We start from the raw sequence: 22,869 nt of genomic DNA on the forward strand, positions 1-22,869 counted from the left end.
CATAGCCCAAGAACGGTGCACCGCATAGCGCGATGCACCGTTCGTTCCATCTTGGGCAAATATCACAAAACGATAACAATTTTCGTAAGGCGAAGACATGGTAGATAAGCAACCAATCGTCGTGATGAAAGGTATCACGATCGAGTTCCCGGGCGTCAAGGCCCTGGACGGCGTCGACCTGCGTCTGTATCCAGGTGAAGTCCACGCTCTCATGGGCGAGAACGGCGCTGGAAAATCGACGATGATCAAAGCGCTTACCGGCGTGTACAGGATCAACGCGGGGTCCATTGAAGTGGAAGGCAAGCCGCAAACCTTCACCGGTACCGGTGATGCGCAGAACGCGGGCATCGCCACCGTGTATCAGGAAGTTAACCTGTGCACCAATCTCAGCATCGGCGAAAACGTCATGCTTGGTCATGAGGTGCGAGGGACGCTGGGCATCAACTGGAAGAAAACCTATGAGGAATCGAAGAAATTCCTCGCCCAGATGGGTCTGGATCATCTTGATCCGAGAGCACCGTTGAGCTCCATTTCCATCGCCATGCAGCAGCTGGTCGCCATCGCCCGAGCCATGGTGATCGATGCCAAGGTGCTGATTCTTGACGAACCGACGTCATCGCTTGACGCCAACGAAGTGCAGGATCTGTTCAAGATCATGCGCAAGATTCGTGATTCGGGTGTGGCGATCCTGTTCGTGTCCCACTTCCTTGACCAGATTTACGAGATCACCGATCGCCTGACCGTGCTCCGCAACGGTAAGTTCATCAAAGAAGTCATGACCAAGGACACTCCGCGTGACGAGCTCATCGGCATGATGATCGGCAAGAGCGCGGACGAGCTGAGCCAGATCGGCGCCAAGAAGGCGCATCGTGACGTGACTGAAGGTGAACAGCCCATCGTCTCCGTCAAGCAGCTTGGTCTGAAAGGCACCATCAATCCTACGGACCTAGATATCTACCCAGGCCAGGTTGTCGGCTTCGCAGGCCTGTTGGGATCCGGACGAACCGAACTCGGCCGACTGCTGTACGGTGCGGACAAGCCGGATTCCGGTACGTACGAGCTCAAAGGCAAGAAGACCAGTATCTCCGATCCGTACACGGCATTGCGCAACAAGATCGCATACTCCACGGAGAACCGTCGAGACGAAGGCATTATTGGCGATCTGACGGTCCGCGAGAACATTCTGATCGCCTTGCAGGCGACGAGAGGCATGTTCAAGCCGATTCCGAAGAAGGAAGCCGACGAGATCGTCGACAAGTACATGAAGGAGCTGAACGTTCGTCCGAACGATCCGAACAAGCTCATCAAGAACCTGTCCGGCGGCAACCAGCAGAAGGTGCTGATCGCACGTTGGCTGGCCACGCATCCCGACCTGCTCATTCTGGACGAGCCGACGCGAGGCATCGATATCGGCGCCAAGGCGGAAATCCAGCAGGTGGTGCTTGATCTTGCCGCTCAGGGCATGGGTGTGGTGTTCATCTCGTCCGAAATGGAAGAGGTGGTCAGGCTTTCTGACGACATCGAAGTGCTGAAGGATCGCCACAAGATCGCCGAACTCGTCAATGACAACACGGTTTCCCAGGAAACCATCGTCCAAACCATCGCGAACACGAACGTCAATACAGGAAAGGAGGCATGATGAGCGACAAGAAAACAAAGCAGGACGGCGATTCCCTCGTCAAGAAGCTGCTGTCGTCAAACCTCACATGGTCTGTGGTCGCACTGATTGTGCTGATCGTCATCTGCACCATCTCCGATCACCAATTCCTCTCGTTGAGCTGGAATAAGAACACCGGAGGTCTTTCGGGACCGCTGATCACCATGCTGCAGGAATCGGCGCGTTATCTCATGATCGCCACCGGCATGACATTGGTGATCTCCACTGCAGGCATCGACCTTTCCGTAGGTTCCGTTATGGCGGTTGCCGGTGCGGCGGCCATGCAGATGCTGACTTCCGGCGTTAACGTGTGGCTGGCGATTTTCCTCGCACTGCTCATCGGCCTCGGTGTCGGCTGCATCAACGGCGCATTGGTTTCCATTCTGGGACTGCAGCCGTTCATCACCACGCTGATCATGATGCTCGCAGGTCGAGGATTGGCCAAGGTCATCACTTCCGGCCAGAACACTGATGCCAGCTCCGTTGCAGGCGGCGCGCCGCTGAAATGGATGGCCAACGGCTTCATTCTGGGCATTCCCGCCAATTTCGTCATCGCATTGGTCATTGTCGCGCTGATTGGCCTGCTGTGCCGCAAAACGGCCATGGGCATGATGGTCGAATCCGTCGGCATCAATCCGGAAGCCTCCCGCATGACCGGCATCAAGCCGAAGAAGATCCTCTTCCTCGTATACGCGATTTCCGGTCTTCTGGCAGCCGTGGCAGGCCTGTTCGCCACCGCATCCGTGATGCGCGTCGACGTGGTCAAGACCGGGCAGGATCTTGAAATGTATGCCATCCTCGCAGTCGTTATCGGCGGAACCTCGCTGCTTGGCGGCAAGTTCTCCCTGGCTGGCAGCGCGCTTGGCGCGGTGATCATCGCCATGATCCGCAAGACCATCATCACCCTCGGTATCGATTCCGCCGCAACACCGGCATTCTTCGCCGTCGTGGTGATCGTGATCTGCGTGATGCAGGCTCCGAAGATTCATAACCTTGGCGCGGAAATAAAACGTAAGTGCGCGCTGAAGACGCAAACTAAGGCGGTGGCAGCATGACTTCTGCAACAGCTACTCAGGTCAAGAAGACCGTGAAACCGACTCGGCGTCGTCTTGACGCTCAGATGATTCCAACCATCGCAGCAGTGGTGATCTTCATTCTGATGATCATCATGGGTCAGGCGCTGTTCGGCACCTACCTGCGTCTTGGATTCGTGTCGTCCCTGTTCATCGACCATGCCTACCTGATTATTCTGGCCGTGGCTATGACGCTTCCGGTATTGACCGGCGGCATCGATCTGTCGGTTGGCGCCATCGTCGCCATCACCGCGGTCGTCGGTGTGAAACTCACCAACGCAGGCGTCGCGGCTCCGCTCGCCATGGTCGTCATGATTCTCATCGGCGTGGCGTTCGGCCTATTGACCGGCACCCTGATCGAAGAATTCAACATGCAGCCGTTCATCGCGTCGCTGGCTTCGATGTTCCTGGCGCGAGGCATCGCATCCATCATTTCGACCAAGGCGCAGACCTTCCCCGAAAATAACAACTTCGATTTCATTTCGCAGAAGATCACCATCATCGACAATCCGAAGATCTCCCAAGATCTGTACATCAATGTCGGTGTGATCATTGCGGCGCTCGTGGTTATCTTCGGGTACATCCTGCTGCACCATACACGCACCGGACGCACCATCTACGCCATCGGCGGCTCGCGCTCCTCCGCGGAACTCATGGGCTTGCCGGTCAAGCGCACGCAGTACGTCATCTACCTGACCTCCGCCACACTGGCCTCCATCGCCTCCATCGTGTACACGGCCAACATCCGCTCTTCCATCAACACGGTCGGTGTCGGCTGGGAACTTGATGCTGTGGCCTCCGTGGTCATCGGCGGCACCATCGTCACCGGCGGCTTCGGCTACGTGCTCGGTTCCGTCATCGGCGCTCTGGTCCGTTCCACCATCGACCCGCTGACCTCCGACTTCGGCGTGCCGGCCGAATGGACCACCATCGTGGTCGGCCTGATGATCCTGATCTTCGTGGTGCTGCAGCGTGCGGTCACCGCCTTCAACAAGAAAGAATAGGAGGAACGGCTCCAGTTCATACCATTTGTTTCTGATTCCCTTTGCGTAAGGCTGGACGTGCCGAAATGGTACGTCCAGCCTTACGCATGCCGTTCCCATCTAGGTCAGGGCTTCCATTACACTACACAGTGGTTTTCATACGAATGAATCATAGACGGCATCGCACAGGGCCGTAGGAAAAAGTGCGCGGATAAGGAATTATGGAAGAACGGAACATTACTACAACAACTGCAGCCACTGAATCGCAGGCGATTACGACAAACGCCGGAACTCAGGAAGCGGCGATTTCAGACGAACGCATCCCCGGCAAACTCATCGGAGCGATTGTGGCGGTCGGCTCCCTCGCCTTCATCGGCATTCTCACCGAAACCGTGATGACGGTGCTTTTCCCGCAACTCATGCGGGAATTCAACGTCGACACCGCAACCGTGCAGTGGATCACCACCATCTACCTGCTGGTGGTCGCGGCCACCATGCCGTTGTCGTCGTATCTTAACCGTCGGTTCAAGCACCGCACGTTGTTCCTTGCCGCGGTGGCGCTTGCCGTGCTCGGCTCGCTCATTATGATTGTCGGTCATGCGTTCCCGGTCATTCTCATTGCCCGTGTGATTCAAGGCATGGGTTCCGGTGTGGCCACGCCGTTGATGATCAACATCATTCTTGAACAGTCGCCAAAGAGCAAAGTCGGTCGTTTGATGGGCGTCGGTTCGCTGGTCATCACCGTCGCTCCGGCAATTGGTCCGACCGTTGGTGGCGCGGTGTCGAGCATTCTGCCATGGCGTGCGATTTTCGTGATTGTCATTCCGATCATTCTGCTGGTCTCGTTGCCGGTCGGTTTAAAATGCGTCGAACAGCATCGCCCGACGGAAGAGGCGCGTCTCAATTCGTTGCAGTTCGTGTCGATTGTGCTTGCATTGTGCGGATTGGTGATGTTCCTAAACCAAGCTGGAGTGGCCGTCAGCGCCGCGGTTTCCGGCGGCAGCGCCACGGTTTCCGGCGGCAGCGCCACGGTGTCGGCAGTGTTCGCCGTGGTGAGTCTGATCGTTGGATTGGGGGCATTGCTGTTTTTCGGCTGGTCGTCGAAGCGTTCGTTCTCGCCGCTGATCCGTTTGGGCTGGCTGCGTGACCCGATGGTGTTGTTACATTTGATCGCCTACATGCTGCTGCCGATCGTCGGCATCGGTTTCGGTTATGTGATCACCAATGTGGCGCAGCTTTCGTTGGGAACCAGCGCGTTCCTGTCCGGCGCGTTGGTGCTGCCGGGTGCGCTGATCGGCGCGTTTTTCGCACCGGTGGGAGGTATGCTGTACGACCGTTTCGGACCGGTGCGTCCGATTCTCGGCGCGTTTTTCGCCGCGATTTGTGGGCCGATTCTGCTGCTGGTATTTTCCATGCGACTGACACCCGTCACGCTTGCCGGTTTCTACTTCATTTTCGGATTTGGTTATTCGCTTGGTTTTTCCAATATCATGACCAATGCGTTGCGTAACATCGCACCTCAGTTCATGCCGGACGGCAATGCCGTGTTCAACACCTGCCTGCAGTTCGGCGGCGCGGCAGGCACCGCGCTGTTCTCCACGATTCTGTCGGTGGCTCAGGCTGGCGCAGGCGAAGAGGGGGGTGCCACGTTCCGTCACGCTACGGCTGTCGGTGGCAGCTGGACGTTCGCTACCATGATTGGTATCGTGGCCATTGCCATCTGTTGCTTGATTGCGGCGTTCCGTATTGGTGCGAAACGTAATAGCAGGCTATAGAAAAAGCCTGTAGCGTAAAGTGAGGAAAGCGTTCCGTCAAGGAATATCGGCTTGCTATGCTGTCTCTACCGTGTTATTGAGAGGACAGCAATGAGACTACAGCACCCGTATAGCGGCATCACTACCGGTCTGCTCAAGCCGATTACGGCGGCGCTTTCCATAGTTGCGCTGCTTGCGGGCTGTGGATCCGTGGAGGCGAAGGATTCCCAGCAGGAAGTCACCAGTGCCGATAAGGTGGTCAGCGTCAATATCACGGAACCATCGAATGGCTTGTTGCCAAGTGACACCAGCGATATGGCCGGTTGGAAAATCGTCAGCCAGCTGTATGACGGCCTGGTCACTTTCGATGCGGAAGGTAATGAGACGTTGGTCGAGGCCGAATCGATCACGCCGAATGACGACGCTTCCGAATACACCATCGCACTTAAACCGAATCTGGCGTTCTCCAATGGTGAGAAGATCACCGCCGACACGTACGCGAAAAGCTGGTCATTCGCGGCCAATGCTGCCAATGGACAGGTCGGAGCCTCCATTTTCGAAGATATTCAGGGCTATGATGAGCTGCAGGATGCAAGTGGTTCCAAAACCGCGCAATTGTCAGGCCTTACCGTGGTCGACGACACTACGCTGAAGGTCAAGCTCAAAGCGTCGAATTCGGCGTTCCTGTACAAAATCGGAGATATCGCGTTTCTGCCGATGCCATCCGAAGTCATCAAGAATCCCAAGGAATACGGGCAAAAGCCGATTGGCAACGGTCCGTACAAGCTGAAGGCGTACAAAAGCGGCGAAGAAATCATTCTTGAGAAAGACGACTCCTACAAGGGGCCGCGCGAAGTCAAGAACGCAGGCATCGATTTCAAGGTGTATCAAAGTCTTGACGCAGCCTATTCGGATCTGCTGGCAGACAACCTCGACGTGCTTGATGCCATTCCGACTTCCGCGTTGAAAACCTATCAGAACGAAAAGAACATCACCGCCGTCAGCAAGCCCGGTCCGTCGTTCTCAGCATTTACGATTTCGCAGAATCTCAAGCATTTCCAAGGTGAGGAAGGCAAGTATCGGCGTCAAGCCATCGCGCATGCCATTGACCGTGAGAATATCGCCAATGCGATTTTCGGTGGCACGGTAACGCCCGCCACCGATTTCCTTGCGCCGGTGATCAAGGGATATGACACCGATCTCGACACGGATGGCGTGCTCGCATATGATGAGACGAAAGCCGAGGAATTGTGGGCGAAGGCGGATGCGATTTCGCCATGGAGCGGAACGTTCCGCATCGCATACAGCGCCGATGGCACCGATAAGGAGTGGGTGGAGGCTGCGGCCAATTCCATTCGCAACGCGCTTGGCATCGATGCGGAAAGCTATCCGTTCGCCACGTCCAAGGAACTGCGCAGCGCCATTCAGGAGCGCACCATCGACGCGGCATTCAAATCGGGCATGCAATCCGATTATCCGCATCCGGAAGGCTATCTGGTGCAGGCATACGACTCATCGGCAGCGGACGGCAAGGGTTTGAACAACGGTGATTACAAGAGCGACGAATTTGATGCGCTGATTGACCAGGCTGCTGCGGAGACCGATTTGGACAAGGCCGTGAGCCTGTATCGGCAGAGCGAACGTGTGTTGCTGAAGGATTTGCCGGTGATTCCTTTGTGGTATACCAACGTGACCGCGGCATCGGCCAAAAACGTGGAAGTGAGCTACAACTATATGGGCGTTCCCGAATACAACACCATCGTCAAGTAAGGTTTGTTCTAGCGTGAAGACTCCACTGTGAGCGCAATTTCACCACCCGTCGCTTCGAAGCGGTAGGCTGTGAAACTATAGAGAACATAGGAAAAGGAGACAAGGTGAGCAACCTCAGTGCACCCCTGCCCGTCATGGCCGGCGAAGATATGCCGGCCGGACCCGCCGATCCGATTTTCAACCGTCTGCTGAAAGACCGCATCATTTGGATGGGCGAGGAAGTCAAGGACGAAATGGCCAATCGCATCTGCGCACAGATGCTGATGCTGGCAGCTGAAGATCCGAAGAAGGATATTTGGCTGTACATCAATTCCCCGGGTGGTTCCATCACCGCAGGCATGGCCATTTACGACACCATGCAGCTTATCGAGCCTGACGTGGCGACCGTCGGCTTGGGCATGTGCGCATCCATGGGCCAGTTCCTGCTGAGCTCCGGCACCAAGGGCAAGCGATTCCTGACCTCGCATGCCCGTGTGCTGATGCACCAGCCGTCCGGCGGCATCGGCGGCACCGCCACCGACGTGCGCATCAACGCTGAACTGATCATGGACATGAAGAAGACCATGAGCGAGCTGACTGCCGAACAGACCGGCCATACCGTTGAGGAAATCTACCGCGACAACGAGTACGACCACTGGTTCACCGCGCAGGAAGCGCTGGAATACGGTTTTGTGGATAAGCTCGTTTCCACGCACGACACGATGAACGCCACCAAGGGAGAGTGAACATGGCAAGCGAAGAATCCCGATTCGTAGCCCGCGCAGAGCGTCTCGCAGGACCGACCGGAGTGGTTGGTTTCCAGGCTGCAGCAGCCCGCGAAGCCGCTTTCGCGCCGCAGAACCGTTATGTTCTGCCGCAGTTCGAAGAGAAGACCCCGTACGGTTTCAAAAGGCAGGATCCGTACACCCGCTTGTTCGAAGACCGCATCATCTTCATGGGCGTGCAGGTCGACGACACTTCCGCCGATGACATTATGGCTCAGCTCCTGGTGCTCGAAAGCCAGGATCCGAACCGTGATGTGATGATGTACATCAACTCTCCGGGCGGTTCCATGACGGCTATGACCGCCATCTACGACACCATGCAGTACATCAAGCCGGATGTGCAGACCGTATGCCTTGGACAGGCCGCTTCCGCAGCCGCCATTCTGCTGGCCGCCGGAGCCAAGGGCAAGCGTCTGATGCTGCCGAACGCGCGCGTGCTCATCCATCAGCCGGCCATCGATCAGGGCTTCGGCAAGGCGACGGAAATCGAAATCCAAGCCAAGGAAATGCTGCGTATGCGTGAATGGCTTGAGAACACGCTGGCCAAGCATACCGGTCGCGATGTGGAGAAGATTCGCAAAGACATCGAGGTCGACACCTTCCTGACCGCACCTGAGGCCAAGGAATACGGCATTGTCGACGAAGTGCTGGAACACCGTAGCTGAACGGCGCATATGCGAGGTTCCATCTGAAGTCGCATCTTCACAAATCAATACCCCTGCCGGGCGTTGGCAGGGGTATGCTGTTCTTCAATGATGATTGCATGATGGCGATTGCTCAATGGCAGGTACGGCAAACAAAGGGGTGCGAATGGGACGAGTGGTCAGCTACAACGATGAAGTGTCACGATGCACGTTCTGCGGCAAAACCGAAAATCAGGTACGTAAGCTCGTTACCGGATCAGGTGCGGCCATTTGCGACGAATGCATCGAACTGTGCGTCGACATCATTTCCGAAGAACGTGTCAAAGACGCCCAGCTGAACACATTGCAGCTGCCGAAACCCGCACAGATCAGCGCCTATCTCGACAACTACGTGGTCGGGCAGGAATCCGCTAAAAGAACGCTTTCCGTGGCCGTATACAACCATTACAAGCGCGTCAATATGGAAATGCGCGAATCCGCGGCATTGCGCGATCGTGCGGCGCATGCGAGCGACGATCCACTGGCCGGCGTGCAGGTGTCCAAATCGAATATCCTGCTGCTGGGGCCGACCGGCGTGGGCAAAACGTATCTTGCGCAGACGCTGGCGAAGGTCATGAATGTGCCGTTCGTCATCGCCGACGCCACCACACTCACTGAAGCGGGGTATGTGGGCGACGATGTGGAAACCGTACTGCAACGGCTTATACAGGCCGCTGACGGCGATGTGGCGCGAGCGCAGCAGGGCATCGTCTATATTGACGAAATCGACAAGATAGCGCGTAAGAGCGGCGAGAACACGTCTATTACGCGAGATGTGTCCGGTGAGGGCGTGCAGCAGGCTCTGCTGAAGATTTTGGAAGGTACTGTGGCATCCGTGCCGGTGGAGGGTTCGCGTAAGCATCGTGAGATGGAGACGGTGCAGATCGACACTCGTGACATTCTGTTTATCTGCGGCGGCGCGTTTGTCGGGCTTGCCGATATTGTGGCGCAGCGTTTGGGCGCTCGTGAAAGCGGATTTGGTGCCGCGTGGCATGATCATGAGGTGCCGAATCGTGAGCTGCTTGCCCAGGCTTCGGCCGACGATCTTGCCGATTTCGGTTTATTGCCTGAATTCATCGGTAGATTGCCGGTGGTGAGCGTGCTTGAGGAGCTTACGGAGGATGATTTGGCGCGCATTCTGGTCGCACCGGAGAACGCACTGGTCAAGCAGTATCAGAAGTTGTTTGCGATTGACGGGGTGACGTTGACGTTCACTGAGGGGGCGGTGCGGCAGATCGCGGCCACTTCGATTCGCAGGGGCACGGGCGCCCGAGGCCTTCGATCGATTATCGAAAAAACCTTGGAGGACACGATGTTCCAGCTACCAAGCGTGACTGGCGTATCGGAGGTGGTGGTGGATGAGGCGTCCGTCAATGGTTCCGGCACTCCGAAACTATTGAAGGTTTCCACGGAGGAGATTCCTCGCAGACGTGCCGCGTAGTGCATTCGGCGTGTTGCGCGTCGTATGTGCGAGAGTTCAGATTTCGTAGGGTTGAAGCAAGTATGGATGCCGGTGCGAAATCCACGAAAACAGGCGCGACACGCCGAGATTTTGCTGCGCGGCCATTTGGGTGTATCTTATTCGAGTTGCCGAAAACAAGCAACGTTGCGCGAGTAGCCCAGCGGATTAGAGCAGCTGACTACGGATCAGCAGGTCGCAGGTTCGAATCCTGTCTCGCGCACCGGCCACCGGTCATCAGGTGGCGTAAATAAATGAGATGGCGTTGCGCGAGTAGCCCAGCGGATTAGAGCAGCTGACTACGGATCAGCAGGTCGCAGGTTCGAATCCTGTCTCGCGCACATGAACCTCCTTCGCGAAATGCGGAGGAGGCTTTCTTTTTTTCTGGAAGTAACGGCGGCGCTGCCGTGAATAGTGTTCGAGTCAATGCGATTCGCAAACCTACCAGAATGCTTATGTAAAGCGGCTGTTGTCGAGATACGTTCGGTTTCTCTCCGAGCGAACGGTGTGGTACAAGAAAAGCCGCCATGCCGAATAAAACCGTAAACACCAGTGAAAAAGACGGTTTGAAAACATAAACGCCGACACCTCTCGGTACACTGGAACCGCTATTGAAGCGTCTGCGCATGCCAATACCGCAGACGCTTTTCTTAAGTGAATGGCGGGCCGTGGATACTCGCGGCAACAGACGGGAGAGCAATGACCGAACGTAAGCAGGGACTCTGGGCGAAAATACGATACATAGCCGCTTCCGACCGCATATCTGGTCTGATTATGCTTGGCTTCGCCCTCGCAGGTCTGTTGCTTGCCAATCTGCCGTTCACGGCGCATGCGTTCGAAGAGTTGGAGAATTTCCGCATCGCCATTCCCTACACCAATATCGATATGGGATTGGGACACTGGGTGCAGGATGGTCTGCTGACGGTGTTCTTCCTGACTGTCGGACTGGAATTGAAACAGGAACTCGCCACAGGTTCGCTGTCGAACCCCAAGGCTGCTGCAGTGCCGATGCTGTGCGCTGTGGGCGGTATGATGGCTCCTCCGGTGTTGTTCCTGCTGGTATTGTTCCTGTTCTCCGGTTTCGGATCCGATCCGTTGGCCATCGCTTCGGGAACGAGTTTCACCTTTGGTGAGATGTCTCATGGTTGGGCGGTTCCTACGGCCACTGATATCGCGTTCTCTTTGGCTGTGCTTGCTTTGTTCGCCAAAGCGCTGCCGGGCTCTATTCGCGCGTTCCTGATGACGCTTGCCACAGTGGACGATCTGCTGGCCATTATTCTGATCGCGGTGTTCTTCTCTTCGGTGAACGCATGGTACTGGTTCGTCGGCATCGCCGTATGCGCTGTCGTATGGTATTTCCTGGTGCGTATGCGCAAAGTGCCATGGCTTGCCGTGGCCATTGTCGGCATTCTGGCTTGGGTGATGATGTTCGAAGCTGGTGTGCATCCTACTTTGGCTGGCGTGCTTGTTGGATTGCTCACGCCGGCTCATGAGCGTTTCGGAGAGAAAACCCCACGCGCCGAACGCTATGCGGACAAGCTGCAGCCGTTTTCCGCGTTGCTGGCTCTGCCGATTTTCGCCTTGTTCGCCACTGGTGTGCATTTTGAATCGTTGACGTTGGCCCTGTTCATTTCGCCGGTCGTCGTTGCCGTTATGGTGGCTCTGGTGGTCGGCAAGCCGTTGGGCATTATGATCACGGCATGGCTTTCCACGCATGTGGCCGGATTGAAAATGGCTAAGGGATTGCGTGTGCGCGACATGTTCCCCGCGGCCTGCGCATGTGGCATCGGCTTTACCGTATCTTTCCTGATTTCCTCGCTTGCATATCAGGATGCCGAACTGTCTGCTGAAGCACGTTTCGGTGTGTTGGTCGGTTCCATAGTCGCGGCGGTGATTTCCGGCATTCTGCTGAGCCGCCAATCCAAGAAGTTTGAGCTTGCCGCTGCCGCATCCTCGAAGCATAAGCATCATACTGCTGACGAGGATGCTGCTGGGGAAGTGGAATCTGTTCTCGAAGACGGCACCGTTGTGGTCAGCCAGATGATCGACACACATCCAAAGGTCAAATAACGACGTTCCGGCGTATGGCATTCCGCGCCATACGCCAGACACAACAAAAGCCGACACTCATCACTTATCCGTGAGTGTCGGCTTTTTGTATGAGGAAACGGTAGGCCGCTGGGAACGGCCATACTAGCGTTTGACTGCTACGAGCAGGCCCGTACCGGTCGGGGTGAGGGCAGTGACGAAACGCTCATCGGATTCCACGGTTTCCAGCAAACCACGCATGGCAATGGATTTGGCGTCACGATTGGCGGGATTCAAAACGCCGCCTGCGGACGTGGCTGAATCAAAAGCAAGAATATCGGTGAACACGATTACGCCATGCTTCTTCAACAGGCGGGGAGCCTGCTCGAAGGAAGCGCCGTAATTTTCCGCGTCGCCGGCAACTACAATCAAATCGTAGTTTTCTGCATTCAGACGTGGCAAAAACACGTCGACGGGAGCGTTGACGGCGCGAAGCGTGGTCTGTGTCTCGTCGGAAAGCCGATTAAACAACGTACGAATCAGCGCAATGCCCTGGGAAGAGGAATCAACCGCCGTAAGCTGACCGGAATTATCCAAACCGTTGACCAGCTGCAACGTTTCCACCACGGAACCGGTGCCGACGGCGATCACCGATGTCGCATTCACCATATGCACGAGCATGCGCAACAGCTCGGCTTGGGCTGCTGAACCCTGCGGAATGCCTGCTTCTTCAGCATGGGTGCGAATAGCATTCAAGTCGGTTGACTGGCGGGAGAACGCATGGTCCTCAACGTATTCCCATGACTTGGCGAGATTGGTATATGACGTTCTATCCATGGGTTCAGCGTTCCTTGACTTGGGCGATCAGCTGCCAGATTTCCTCGCCGACGTCAATGCCACGCGGGCATTCGCGGGTACATGCGCGGACCGACTGGCATGCGGCGATGCCATCGGCGGAATCAATGGCATCCATGCGTGCGTTCGCCTGACCGTCGCGGGAATCGTTGATGAAACGAGACGCCGCGATAAGGGCTGCAGGTCCGATGAACGCTTCGCCGCCCGCATACACAGGGCAGCTGCCTTCGCAAGTGCCACAGGCGATGCAGTTGCTGAGAAGCTCATACTTGGCAAGCTGCTGGGGATTCTGCAGATATTCGAAAGCGTTGATCTTGCCGTCCGCAGTGGTGGCGAGTTCTCCACGCGCCTGCAGATAGGGCTTGAGTTTTCTGATTTGGTTGAGCATCTGATCGATATCGGCAATCAAATCGCGCTGCACCGGGAAACCCGGCAGGGGAGCGAGCTCGATGACGCCAAGATCCCCTGCGCCGACCGCATTTTCCTGAATGTCGGAAACATCTCCGGTGTGTCGGAATCCTTCATCGTCGACCAATGTCGGATTCGACGGTTTGGCCCAATCCTTGACGGACGCGGTGCACAGCAGGGTGGGGGTGCCGTTGATGGACACCGCATCGGAACCGCACATGCCATGTCCGCACGAATAGCGGAATGCCAGCGTCGGATCGATGGTGCGTTTGATCTTCAACAGGCAATCAAGCACCGTGTCTTCCGGACGCACGTTCAACGTGTAATCCTGCAACCACTGCTTGCCGCGCGGGCGGCGGCGCGCCGACGTGCCGGAATCCCCAAACGGAGAGCTTTTTCTGGCGAACGGAGAGCCGCCACGTTCGCGGTCGCGGGCACGCTCGGCGCGCGGGGCAAACCTATTCACCCGCAATGTCACCGTATTCACGCCGTTTTCCATACCGCTCATGTACCCGCCTTTCCAATAAAACCGTCAACTAGTCTGCCATACGCCGTGCCCAGCGGAATCAGTATTCGCGGGCTTTTGGCGGCATATTCACAATGTGCACCGGCTGCCAGGAAATCTGGCCGGAGGCATTCACCATGGAATGGGCCAGGAAATGCTCATCGTCGCGTTCCGGAAAATCAAGACGCTTCAGCGAGCCACGGGATTCGTGACGCGCATCGGATGAGGTGAGTACGGCCTTGCCGAGTTCCAGAAGGTGGCGGACCTCCCAAATGGCGGTGATCTCCTGGTTGAACGTGGGGGAGTCGGAATGCGCGTGCAGGGCTTCGGCACGGGGCGCAAACTCATCATGCAATGCCGTTAGCGCCTGTTCGATACCCTGCTCGTCGCAACGCACGGCGACAGCGCGTTCCATGACGGTACCCAGATCGGCCATCAGCTGGTAAGGATTGTCGGCTGCATGCTCCTCGTCTTCCGGAAGCTGCACCAGCAGATCCTTGAGTTCGTTGGAACGGGTGTCAGCGGCCTGCTGGACCGCATCCGAACCATTGTCGGCGTCGGATTCAGCCATGGGATCGTTCACTGGAGCGCTGGAAATGCGTTCCGCCAGCGCCTTGCCGGAGCGGGTGCCGAACAGGCATGCATCCAGCAGGGAATTGCCGCCGAGACGGTTTGCGCCGTGCACGGACACGCATGCGCATTCGCCGGCAGCGAACAGGCCTTCGACGACATTTCGTTCGTCGTTCTGCCAACGGTAGACTTCGCCGTCGGTGGTGATCGGAATGCCACCCATGGTGTAATGCGCGGTAGGCTTAACCGGCACGAAATCGTGTGTCGGATCAAGATCCGCATATTTTTCGATGGTTTCCACCACCTGCGGCAGTACCTCATGCATATGGTCGGCATCAATACCGGTCATATCAAGCCACACGCAATCCTTTGGCCCTTCGGGGTCCTTCGGATCCGCCACGCCGTGGCCGGCATCGATTTCAGCCATAATGGAACGGCTCACCACATCTCGTGCAGCCAAATCGGCATGGCCGGGAGCATACTTTTCCATGAATGCCTCGCCATCGGCATTGCGAAGCACGCCGCCTTCCGCTCGTGCCGCTTCAGACAGCAGAATGCCGGTATGCGCCAGACCAGTCGGGTGGAATTGCACGAATTCGCTGTCTTCAAGCTGCAGTCCCGCTTGCAGTGCGAGAGCCATGCCGTCGCCGGTCAGATCCCATGAATTGGAGGTGGTGTGGAATAGGCGGCCTGCGCCTCCGGTGGCCAGAAGCACGTTGCGTGCGTGGATGGCGTGCGTTTGGCCCTTATGCGTGTCAAATGCCACTACGCCTTCGACTTTGGATCCGTCTTCGGTGATTACCAGATCGGTCACGTACCATTCCTCGGCGAATTCCACGCCTTCGGCCACGCATTGCTGCCACAAGGAGAAGAGGATCTGATGACCGATGCGGTCGGCCGCATAGGCGGCGCGGCGAACCGGTTCCTTGCCGAAATCCTTGGTATGTCCGCCAAAACGTCGTTGTGCGATATGGCCGTCCTCAGTACGGGAGAACGCCACACCGTCATGTTCCAGATCGATTACGGTTTCCGACGCCTCTTTGGCGAGCAGTTCGGCCGCGTCCTGGTCGACGAGCCAATCGCCGCCTTTGACCGTGTCGAAGTAGTGCCAGTGCCAGTCGTCTTTTTCGACGTTGCCGAGGCTGGCCGCAATGCCGCCTTCCGCGGAACCGGTGTGCGAGCGCAACGGCTGGAGTTTGGAGATCACCAGGATGTTCGGCTCGATGCCGGCTTCCTTCAGGGCTTGCATTTGTTCGCTTCGCAGCATTCCCAATGCTGCGGACAGGCCTGCCGCGCCTGCGCCGACGATTACTGCATCATACATATCTTCAACATGCTTCGGACTCATAGCAACGATTTTCGCACAAGGTGTGACCTCATTGCGGTTTGCCGGTTGGCGGGTTTGCCGCTGCATGCGTGGTTATGCGTGTCTGATGCGTATGTTTTCGATGGATTCCGTTGATCTGTGCAGGCTTGGCGGTGGCGTTGTTGGGCGTGATGTCATGTGGCGCTTGCGTCGGTGATGGTGATGTTGCCATGCTGTGTGCAGATAAGTCCGTTGAGTTCCATTAATCCCAGCTCCATGCTGATTCGTGAGATTGAGTATTCTCCGGGATTGCTTTCGGCCAGGATGGCGAGTAGACCGTCAGTGGAGACGTGGCCGTATTTCGCGCTGCATGTTCGTATGGCTTTGAGTATGGCTGCAGTGGCGTTGGTTGGTTGCGACAGACTGGTGTCGGTTGACTCTTCCGACGGTTCGTCGTCGTTGTCTGCCGCGTCGGCTGATTGCGGGCGATGCGCTGCGTGGCAGAATTCGTCGATATCGGTCAGCGAGCAGATGATGGAGGCTTGGCCTTCTTGTATGAGTCGGTTGCATCCTGTGTTGTGAGGCATGGTTACATCTCCTGGCACGGCGAATACACGGCGGTTGAGTTCGTTGGCCCATCCTGCGGTGTTAAGCGCGCCGGAGCGTGCGCGTGCCTGGGCTACGATGAGGGTGGATGATAGCGCCGCTATCAGGCGGTTCCTGATAAGGAATCGTCTGGCTTCCGGAACGGTTCCGGGGCAGAGTTCCGAGATGAGCGCGCCGGAATGGTTGATGATGGTTTCGAAGAGGCGCTCGTTGCTTTTCGGACCGATATAGTTGAGTCCTCCGGCGAATACCGCGACGGTGCGTCCTGCGAGGGGCGTTCCGATCTCGTCCATGGCTTGGATGGCTCCCCAGTGGGCGGCCGCATCGGTGCCCAGAGCGCCTCCTGACACTATGAGATGGCCTGCTCGGGCCGCTTGTTTGGCGAGCTCGTGTGCGCTTTGCCTTCCGTACTCGCTTACGCCGCGTGATCCGACGACACCGACCGGTTCGGAGCATGACACCAACGCTTGGGGGTCACCTTTCCCCCATAGGCATAATGGCGCGGCCCAGTCCGTGTGTATGGTGAGGTCGGCAAGCTGCGAAGGCCAGTAGGGGTGATGCGGCGCGACGATCCACTGCGTGCCGTTTGCGGTGAACCACGTTTTGAGCTCCTCGGGGTCGGTGCTGGGCAATGTGGTCAGGCGATGCTGCCACGAGACCATTGCGCCGTGGAAGGAGGCCATACCTCGAGCATTGATGGTGCGTCCCCAACGTGTAATGCCGTTGATGAGCGCCGCGTCCAAGGTTTTATAGGCTGCCGTGGCCACGCTTTCATGATTGCCCGGACCGCTGTCGGCAAGCAGTTGCAAGGTATGCGTGGCTGATCCGATGCCTTTGACCAGCGCGTACATCATCGCATCGGCGCTGTCCAGACAATAGGTGAGCACCGCGCGTGACAGGGTCTCATCGTCGATGGCGGTTGCGTTGACGCTCGTATCGGCGGTTGTGTTCTCGTTCATGTCAACCTCGTTCTCATGGAGATTCCTTGCATCATCTCTTCCGGTCCGGGAGAGGTTTTGCCTGACAGGTCGGATAGCGTCCATGCGAGTCGCATGGCTCGGTCCGCCCCTCTGAGGCTGAGCCGTTCGCTGGCCAACGCATGGTTCACGAGCTCGATGGCTTTTGTGGACGTGTTGGCGCGAAGCCATGTTCCGGTGGCTTGCGCATTGCAGACCCATCCGAATTCCCGGAAACGTTCCTGTGCCGTTTGCCTTGCCACCATGACCCGCAGGCGGATGGCGTGGCTGGATTCGCCGGAAGGAACCGTGCCTGGGTTGATGCGTTCCACAGGAGGCACTTCGATCTGAATGTCGATGCGGTCGAGGATCGGCCCCGACAGGCGGCTGAAGTACTTGATACGGTCTTTTTCCCTGCACGTGCAGCGCTCGCCGTTGCCGTATGCGTAGCCGCAGGGGCAAGGATTGGCCGCCATGATCAGTTGGAATCGTGCCGGATAGTAGGTGGTACCTTTCGCGCGGGATATCGCCACATACCCGGATTCCAATGGTTCGCGCAAGGTTTGCAGGGTGCGTGCCGAGAATTCGGGCGCCTCGTCCATGAATAGGATGCCCCGATGCGCCCGCGTGATCGCGCCTGGTTGAGCCAATCCCGCGCCGCCGCCGACCAAGGATGCGGTGGATGCGGTATGGTGCGGCGCTTCGAATGGCGGAACATCGCTGATGCCATAGCTGGGCAATGTGCCGCATAGGGAGCGGATCGATGCGACTTCCAGTTGTTCCGATTCGCTGAGCGGACTCATAATGCCGGGAATGCGCGAGGCGAGCATGGTTTTTCCGGTGCCGGGAGGACCGGTCATCATCAGATGATGGCCGCCGGCAGCCGCCACTTCCAACGCCCATTTGGCCGTTTCCTGCCCCATGACTTCGTTCATATCTCCGGGAGGAGGACATACCGACATGGCGCCGTCGTTGGCATCCACGTCTCGGATCATATCGGGTATCGTATAGTTCGCGGTGCCTCCCATCAGTTCGATCAGTTCGCCGACGTGACGTATTCCAATGGCGTCGACGTCGGGCACAAGGGCCGCCTCGTCCAAATTGGCATGCGGTACGATCACCTTGCATACGCCTTGATCGCGTGCATGCAGCAGAATCGGCAGCAGACCGTTGATGGGCAGTACCGTGCCATCGAGATTCACCTCTCCGAGCACGACGGTGTCGTTCAAGCAGTCATGCGGTATCGTTCCGGATGCGCTAAGCACGCTCGCTGCGATCGCCAGATCGTGTGAGGATCCGCGTTTGGGCATGGACGCCGGCGAAAGATTGACCGTAACCCGTGTCTCCGGCCATTTGGCACCGCTGGCCTGACATGCGGATTTGACACGTTCCCTCGCTTCGGAGAGCGAGGTGTCGGGAAGTCCGATGATGGAAAAGTAGGGGAGTCCCGGAGATACGAACGCCTGGATTTGGATGATGAAGGCTTTCAGGCCGATGAGACCCACGGAAAGCGCGCTGCCGATAGCCATCAGAACGCTCCTTCGATATGGTGGACAAGCGGTTTGCCATCACGGACGATGACGGTGACGACGTCGAAGCGCACGCCGTTATGCGGCGTGCGATGGTCGCTGTCCGACAGCCATTGCACGGCCGCGTGGCGCAGGTTGATCTGCTTGGATGACGTCACGGCTTCCTGCGGAGTGCCATAGCGGAGCGTCCGCCTGGTTTTGACTTCGACGAAGACGATGATTCCCGTATCGTCGCGTGAAACGATATCGAGTTCGCCATATCGGCAGTGCCAGTTGCGGTCGAGCGTCTGCCAGCCTTGGCCTTCCAGCCATGCGGCCGCATACTGTTCGCCGAGTTCGCCGACCTGTCGTGCGCACAGTGTGCCATCATGCAGTCGCCGTGCGATGGAATCAAGAAGCTGTTCCGAGCGCTGCGTTGCGTTCGGAACGTTATGTGTTGTGTTGCCGTTCATGATTCAAGTCCAGCAGAAAGGACCGGCGCGAAGCAAGGGCGAACGGCGAATGTGGATAGAGGATGCGGTTTCGGGCGTGTTTGGGATAGTTGGTGGATAACTTGCCGTTATCCACATTGCTCCACAAGGCGAGCGGCCATGGAGCGCCCGAAACCGCATATGGTTGGAATGTTCAGCGGCGAACCAGACGCGTCAACTCGTCAAGGTTCAGCTCGAAGCTCACACCGCGCTCAGTGTGGTTCGGCTGGAATTGCGTGCTTTCCATGGCATGGCGTACGAATTCGCCGGCGATATGCGCCGATTCAGCCAGAGGTCTGCCGGCCATCACCGCACCGCATAATGCGGATGCGAAGGCGTCGCCGGTGCCATGTGTCATGAACGGCAGCTTGTCGTGCGCAATCTCTTGCTTGCCGGATGCGCCGGAAGTGGCCGATGCCACATAGTTGCGAATGATGCCATCCTGACGGTCAACGCCTTTGAGCACCACGTTTTTCGCTCCCAAGGCAAGCAGCGCGTCAATAATGCCGTTCACTTCCGCGTTGTCGATGTTCTGCCCCGGGTAGGTGCGTCCCGTCAGCATGGACGCTTCCGTCAGATTCGGCATCAGCACGTCGGCGCCATCCACCAGCGTGCCCATCGCCTCGCATAATTCCGGCGTGTATGTGGCGTAGATCTCGCCGCCGTCTCCCATCACCGGATCCACCAAACGCAAGGCGTGCGGGTAATCCGCATACAGACGTTTGATAATCGCGACTTGTTCGGCGGAACCGAGGAAACCGGAATACACGCCGTCCAAATCGACGTTCTCCTTGCGCCACGCATCCAGATAGCCGTCCAAAATTTCGGTCGTATCGTGGAACGTGAACACGCTGTAGCGCGTATGCGCCGAAAACAGCGCCGTCGGCACGGGGCATACGTCGCATCCGGCCGCCGACAGAATCGGAATGGCCGCCGTCAGCGAGCACTTGCCGTAACCGCACATGTCGTGCACCGCGGCCACACGTGGAATGTACCGTGGGTCACGGTCGAACAGAATCACATCATTCATGGGAACCCTCTCTTGCGATTGCCTGACCATGACTTTAGCCGCTTGCCTGACTTCACCGCCCCATCGCCTCGTACGGCGAGTCACCATGATGCCGTTTGCTGGCGTGTCGCAAGTTTTTTGATGGCTACCAGAGTAGTTTTGCAAAGCCTGGATGGCAATGATTGCAACGGTTTATAAGGGGATATAGGCAAGTGCGATAACGTTTGGCTTGCATTGCGGAGCGCGGCCGGATTATTGTCGCTACCAACACCTGACCAACCGCCACACACGGCAAGGCGGGTGGTCAGCAAGACAAGCAACGAACCACTTCCCCACAAGGAGCAGAAACCATGGCAGATTCCAAGAACTACCGCTTCGAAACCCTGCAGCTTCACGTCGGCCAAGAGCAGGCCGACCCGGCAACCGATTCCCGCGCGGTGCCGATCTACCAGACCACCAGCTACGTGTTCCATAACTTTGATCACGCCGAGGCGCGTTTTGGTCTGGCCGATCCGGGCAACATCTACGGCCGCCTGACCAATTCCACCCAGGGCGTGTTCGAAGACCGCATCGCAGCCCTTGAAGGTGGCGCCGCTGGTTTGGCAGTCGCTTCCGGCGCCGCCGCGGTCGAATACGCCGTGCGCAACATCACCCAGTCCGGCGACCACATCGTGGCTGCCAAGAACATCTACGGCGGCACCTTCAACCTGCTGCGCCACACCCTGCCGCGTGACGGCATCACCACCACCTTCGTCTCCGCTGAGAACCCGCAGGAGTTCGAGGATGCCATCCAGGAGAACACCAAGCTCGTCTACTTCGAGACCTTCGGCAACCCGAACGCCGACCTGCCGGATTTCGAAGCCATCACCGCCATCGCACACAAGCATCATCTGCCGGTGATCGTCGACAACACTTTCGCCACCCCGTACCTGTTCCGCCCGCTGGAGCACGGTGCTGACGTCGTGGTCGAATCCGCCACCAAGTTCATCGGTGGCCACGGCACCACCCTCGGCGGCGTGATCGTGGAAGGCGGCAACTTCAACTGGGCCGAAGTGCCGGGCAAGTTCCCGACTCTGACCGAGCCGGATCCGTCGTACCACGGTCTGAACTTCTACGAGGCTCTGGGCGGTTCCGCGTTCGTGACCCGCATCCGCGCCATCCTGCTGCGCGACACCGGCGCAACCCTGTCTCCGTTCTCGGCCTTCCTGCTGCTGCAGGGCACCGAAACCCTGTCGCTTCGCGTCGAGCGCCATGTCGAGAACGCGCTGAAGGTCATCGACTACCTGAAGACCGTTCCGGAAGTCGAATCCATCTCCCACCCGTCCATCGAAGGCCGCAAGGACAACGAGCTGTACAAGAAGTACTTCCCGAACGGCGGCGGCTCCATCTTCACCTTCGACATCAAGGGCGGCAAGGACGCGGCACGCGTGTTCATCGACAACCTGCACCTGTTCAGCCTGTTGGCCAACGTGGCCGACGCCAAGAGCCTCGTGATCCACCCGGCCTCCACCACGCACTCTCAGGAGACGCCGGAGGAGCTTGAGGACCAGGGCATCCACCAGGGCACGATCCGTCTGTCCATCGGCACCGAGAACATCGAAGACATCCTCGACGATCTCAAGGGCGGTTTCGCGGCTCTGCGCGAATCCGGTCTCGCCAAGTGAGGCGTATCGGATCGGCGGAATAACGCCATCCTGAGCAAATGAAACGGTTTGTGGCACCGAAGAGAAGGTTGGTGCCACAAACCGTTTCGCCATATTCGCGGACGTTGTCATCGTAATGTAGCGCAGATGGTATAGAATCTGCGATTGTTACGAAAAGTAATATCTAAATTCTATCTTTTGAAAGAAAGAAGTTCAGATTTCTTTCAAAAAGATAAATAGTGGTAATGATATTGCGGATTACGTAAAGAGAGAAGAGAGAGGCGATTATGGCTCAAGAAGTCAAGAACGATATCAAAAAGGCGTTGCAGGTCAACACCATTCCGCTGATCGCCATTATGACCGCGGTCACCACGGTGCTGACCATGCTCGTGAAGATCCCGACCCCGATCCGTGGCTACCTCAACCTGTCCGACACCATGATCTATTTCAGCGCGTATGCGTTCGGACCATGGGTGGGCGGCATTATCGGCGGTCTTGGCCCGGCGTTGAGCGATCTGATTTCCGGTTATCCGCAGTGGGCCATCTTCACGTTCGTCATCGATGGCCTGCAGGCCGTGCTCGTGGGCCTGCTCGTCAAGAAGTTCAATCCGGCGAACATCATCATCGGTTCGGTGATCGCAGGCGTATGGAAGGTGTTCGGCTATTTCATCGCAGGCGGAATCCTTTCCGGATTTGGCCCGGCGTTGGGTGAGATCGCGGGCAACTCCTTCCAGATGGCGGTGGGTCTGATTGTGGGCTTCGCGCTGTTCACCGCCGTTCGTCAGGCCTATCCGCCGCTGGTACGTTTGGGCAACCTCGGTATTAAGGCGGGGGAGTGATA

18 protein-coding genes and 2 tRNA genes are annotated in these 22,869 nt (G+C 57.5%); 13 read left to right on the forward strand and 7 right to left on the reverse strand.

Annotated elements, in window-relative coordinates; all coding sequences use genetic code 11:
• Positions 1 to 97: 97 nt before the first annotated feature.
• From BBPC_RS03300 to nhaA, 11 genes are all read left to right on the forward strand, one after another.
• Positions 98 to 1,639, forward strand: coding sequence for a sugar ABC transporter ATP-binding protein (locus BBPC_RS03300; protein WP_004223717.1), 1,542 nt, complete (start codon positions 98 to 100; stop codon positions 1,637 to 1,639).
• Positions 1,636 to 2,712, forward strand: coding sequence for an ABC transporter permease (locus BBPC_RS03305; protein WP_004223718.1), 1,077 nt, complete (start codon positions 1,636 to 1,638; stop codon positions 2,710 to 2,712). Before BBPC_RS03300 ends, BBPC_RS03305 begins: the two co-directional genes overlap by 4 nt.
• On the forward strand, positions 2,709 to 3,734 hold the full coding sequence (locus BBPC_RS03310) for an ABC transporter permease (protein ID WP_004223719.1): 1,026 nt from the start codon (positions 2,709 to 2,711) through the stop codon (positions 3,732 to 3,734). The genes BBPC_RS03305 and BBPC_RS03310 overlap by 4 nt, the downstream gene beginning before the upstream one ends.
• A gap of 200 nt (positions 3,735 to 3,934) precedes the next feature.
• A complete protein-coding gene (locus tag BBPC_RS03315) occupies positions 3,935 to 5,488 on the forward strand; it encodes an MFS transporter (protein ID WP_004223722.1) in 1,554 nt (517 codons plus the stop codon).
• Positions 5,489 to 5,578: 90 nt separating this feature from the next.
• Positions 5,579 to 7,237 (forward strand): peptide ABC transporter substrate-binding protein, encoded by a 1,659-nt coding sequence (locus BBPC_RS03320; protein ID WP_004223725.1) that lies wholly within the window; start codon positions 5,579 to 5,581, stop codon positions 7,235 to 7,237.
• 104 nt (positions 7,238 to 7,341) lie between these two features.
• Positions 7,342 to 7,962, forward strand: coding sequence for an ATP-dependent Clp protease proteolytic subunit (locus tag BBPC_RS03325; protein ID WP_022244890.1), 621 nt, complete (start codon positions 7,342 to 7,344; stop codon positions 7,960 to 7,962).
• A 2-nt stretch (positions 7,963 to 7,964) separates the two neighbouring features.
• Positions 7,965 to 8,666 (forward strand): ATP-dependent Clp protease proteolytic subunit, encoded by a 702-nt coding sequence (locus tag BBPC_RS03330; RefSeq protein ID WP_004223728.1) that lies wholly within the window; start codon positions 7,965 to 7,967, stop codon positions 8,664 to 8,666.
• Positions 8,667 to 8,811: 145 nt separating this feature from the next.
• The gene (clpX, locus tag BBPC_RS03335) at positions 8,812 to 10,125 is read left to right on the forward strand and encodes an ATP-dependent Clp protease ATP-binding subunit ClpX (RefSeq protein ID WP_022244889.1); all 1,314 of its coding nucleotides are present in this window, start codon (positions 8,812 to 8,814) and stop codon (positions 10,123 to 10,125) included.
• Between the two features lie 167 nt (positions 10,126 to 10,292).
• A tRNA-Arg gene (locus BBPC_RS03340) sits at positions 10,293 to 10,366 on the forward strand.
• A gap of 44 nt (positions 10,367 to 10,410) precedes the next feature.
• Positions 10,411 to 10,484 (forward strand) — tRNA-Arg (locus BBPC_RS03345).
• A 358-nt stretch (positions 10,485 to 10,842) separates the two neighbouring features.
• Entirely contained in the window at positions 10,843 to 12,213 is a 1,371-nt protein-coding gene (nhaA, locus tag BBPC_RS03350) for a Na+/H+ antiporter NhaA (protein WP_004223749.1), read from the forward strand.
• 123 nt (positions 12,214 to 12,336) lie between these two features.
• Here nhaA and BBPC_RS03355 read toward each other — a convergent pair whose 3' ends face one another.
• From BBPC_RS03355 to BBPC_RS03385, 7 genes are all read right to left on the reverse strand, one after another.
• Entirely contained in the window at positions 12,337 to 13,008 is a 672-nt protein-coding gene (locus BBPC_RS03355; protein ID WP_004223752.1) for an O-methyltransferase, read from the reverse strand.
• Between the two features lie 4 nt (positions 13,009 to 13,012).
• Positions 13,013 to 13,942: a succinate dehydrogenase/fumarate reductase iron-sulfur subunit gene (locus tag BBPC_RS03360; protein WP_004223754.1), complete on the reverse strand. Its 930-nt coding sequence runs from the start codon at positions 13,940 to 13,942 to the stop codon at positions 13,013 to 13,015.
• A gap of 58 nt (positions 13,943 to 14,000) precedes the next feature.
• A complete protein-coding gene (locus BBPC_RS03365; RefSeq protein ID WP_033524292.1) occupies positions 14,001 to 15,857 on the reverse strand; it encodes an FAD-binding protein in 1,857 nt (618 codons plus the stop codon).
• 152 nt (positions 15,858 to 16,009) lie between these two features.
• Positions 16,010 to 17,380: a DNA-processing protein DprA gene (locus tag BBPC_RS03370; protein ID WP_004223760.1), complete on the reverse strand. Its 1,371-nt coding sequence runs from the start codon at positions 17,378 to 17,380 to the stop codon at positions 16,010 to 16,012.
• Entirely contained in the window at positions 17,377 to 18,906 is a 1,530-nt protein-coding gene (locus BBPC_RS03375; RefSeq protein WP_004223762.1) for a YifB family Mg chelatase-like AAA ATPase, read from the reverse strand. Before BBPC_RS03375 ends, BBPC_RS03370 begins: the two co-directional genes overlap by 4 nt.
• Entirely contained in the window at positions 18,906 to 19,358 is a 453-nt protein-coding gene (locus BBPC_RS03380) for a YraN family protein (RefSeq protein ID WP_004223764.1), read from the reverse strand. Before BBPC_RS03380 ends, BBPC_RS03375 begins: the two co-directional genes overlap by 1 nt.
• A 172-nt stretch (positions 19,359 to 19,530) precedes the next feature.
• Complete coding sequence (locus BBPC_RS03385) at positions 19,531 to 20,406, reverse strand: pyridoxamine kinase (protein WP_022244887.1); 876 nt, start codon at positions 20,404 to 20,406, stop codon at positions 19,531 to 19,533.
• A 329-nt stretch (positions 20,407 to 20,735) separates the two neighbouring features.
• Between BBPC_RS03385 and BBPC_RS03390 the strand changes: the two genes are divergently transcribed.
• Both BBPC_RS03390 and BBPC_RS03395 read left to right on the forward strand, forming a co-directional pair.
• Complete coding sequence (locus BBPC_RS03390) at positions 20,736 to 22,049, forward strand: O-acetylhomoserine aminocarboxypropyltransferase/cysteine synthase family protein (RefSeq protein ID WP_004223775.1); 1,314 nt, start codon at positions 20,736 to 20,738, stop codon at positions 22,047 to 22,049.
• A 266-nt stretch (positions 22,050 to 22,315) separates the two neighbouring features.
• A complete protein-coding gene (locus tag BBPC_RS03395) occupies positions 22,316 to 22,867 on the forward strand; it encodes an ECF transporter S component (RefSeq protein ID WP_004223777.1) in 552 nt (183 codons plus the stop codon).
• The last annotated feature ends 2 nt before the right edge of the window (positions 22,868 to 22,869 follow it).

Origin of the sequence: Bifidobacterium pseudocatenulatum DSM 20438 = JCM 1200 = LMG 10505 (assembly GCF_001025215.1) — a bacterium.
Taxonomy (GTDB): Bacteria; Actinomycetota; Actinomycetes; order Actinomycetales; family Bifidobacteriaceae; genus Bifidobacterium; species Bifidobacterium pseudocatenulatum.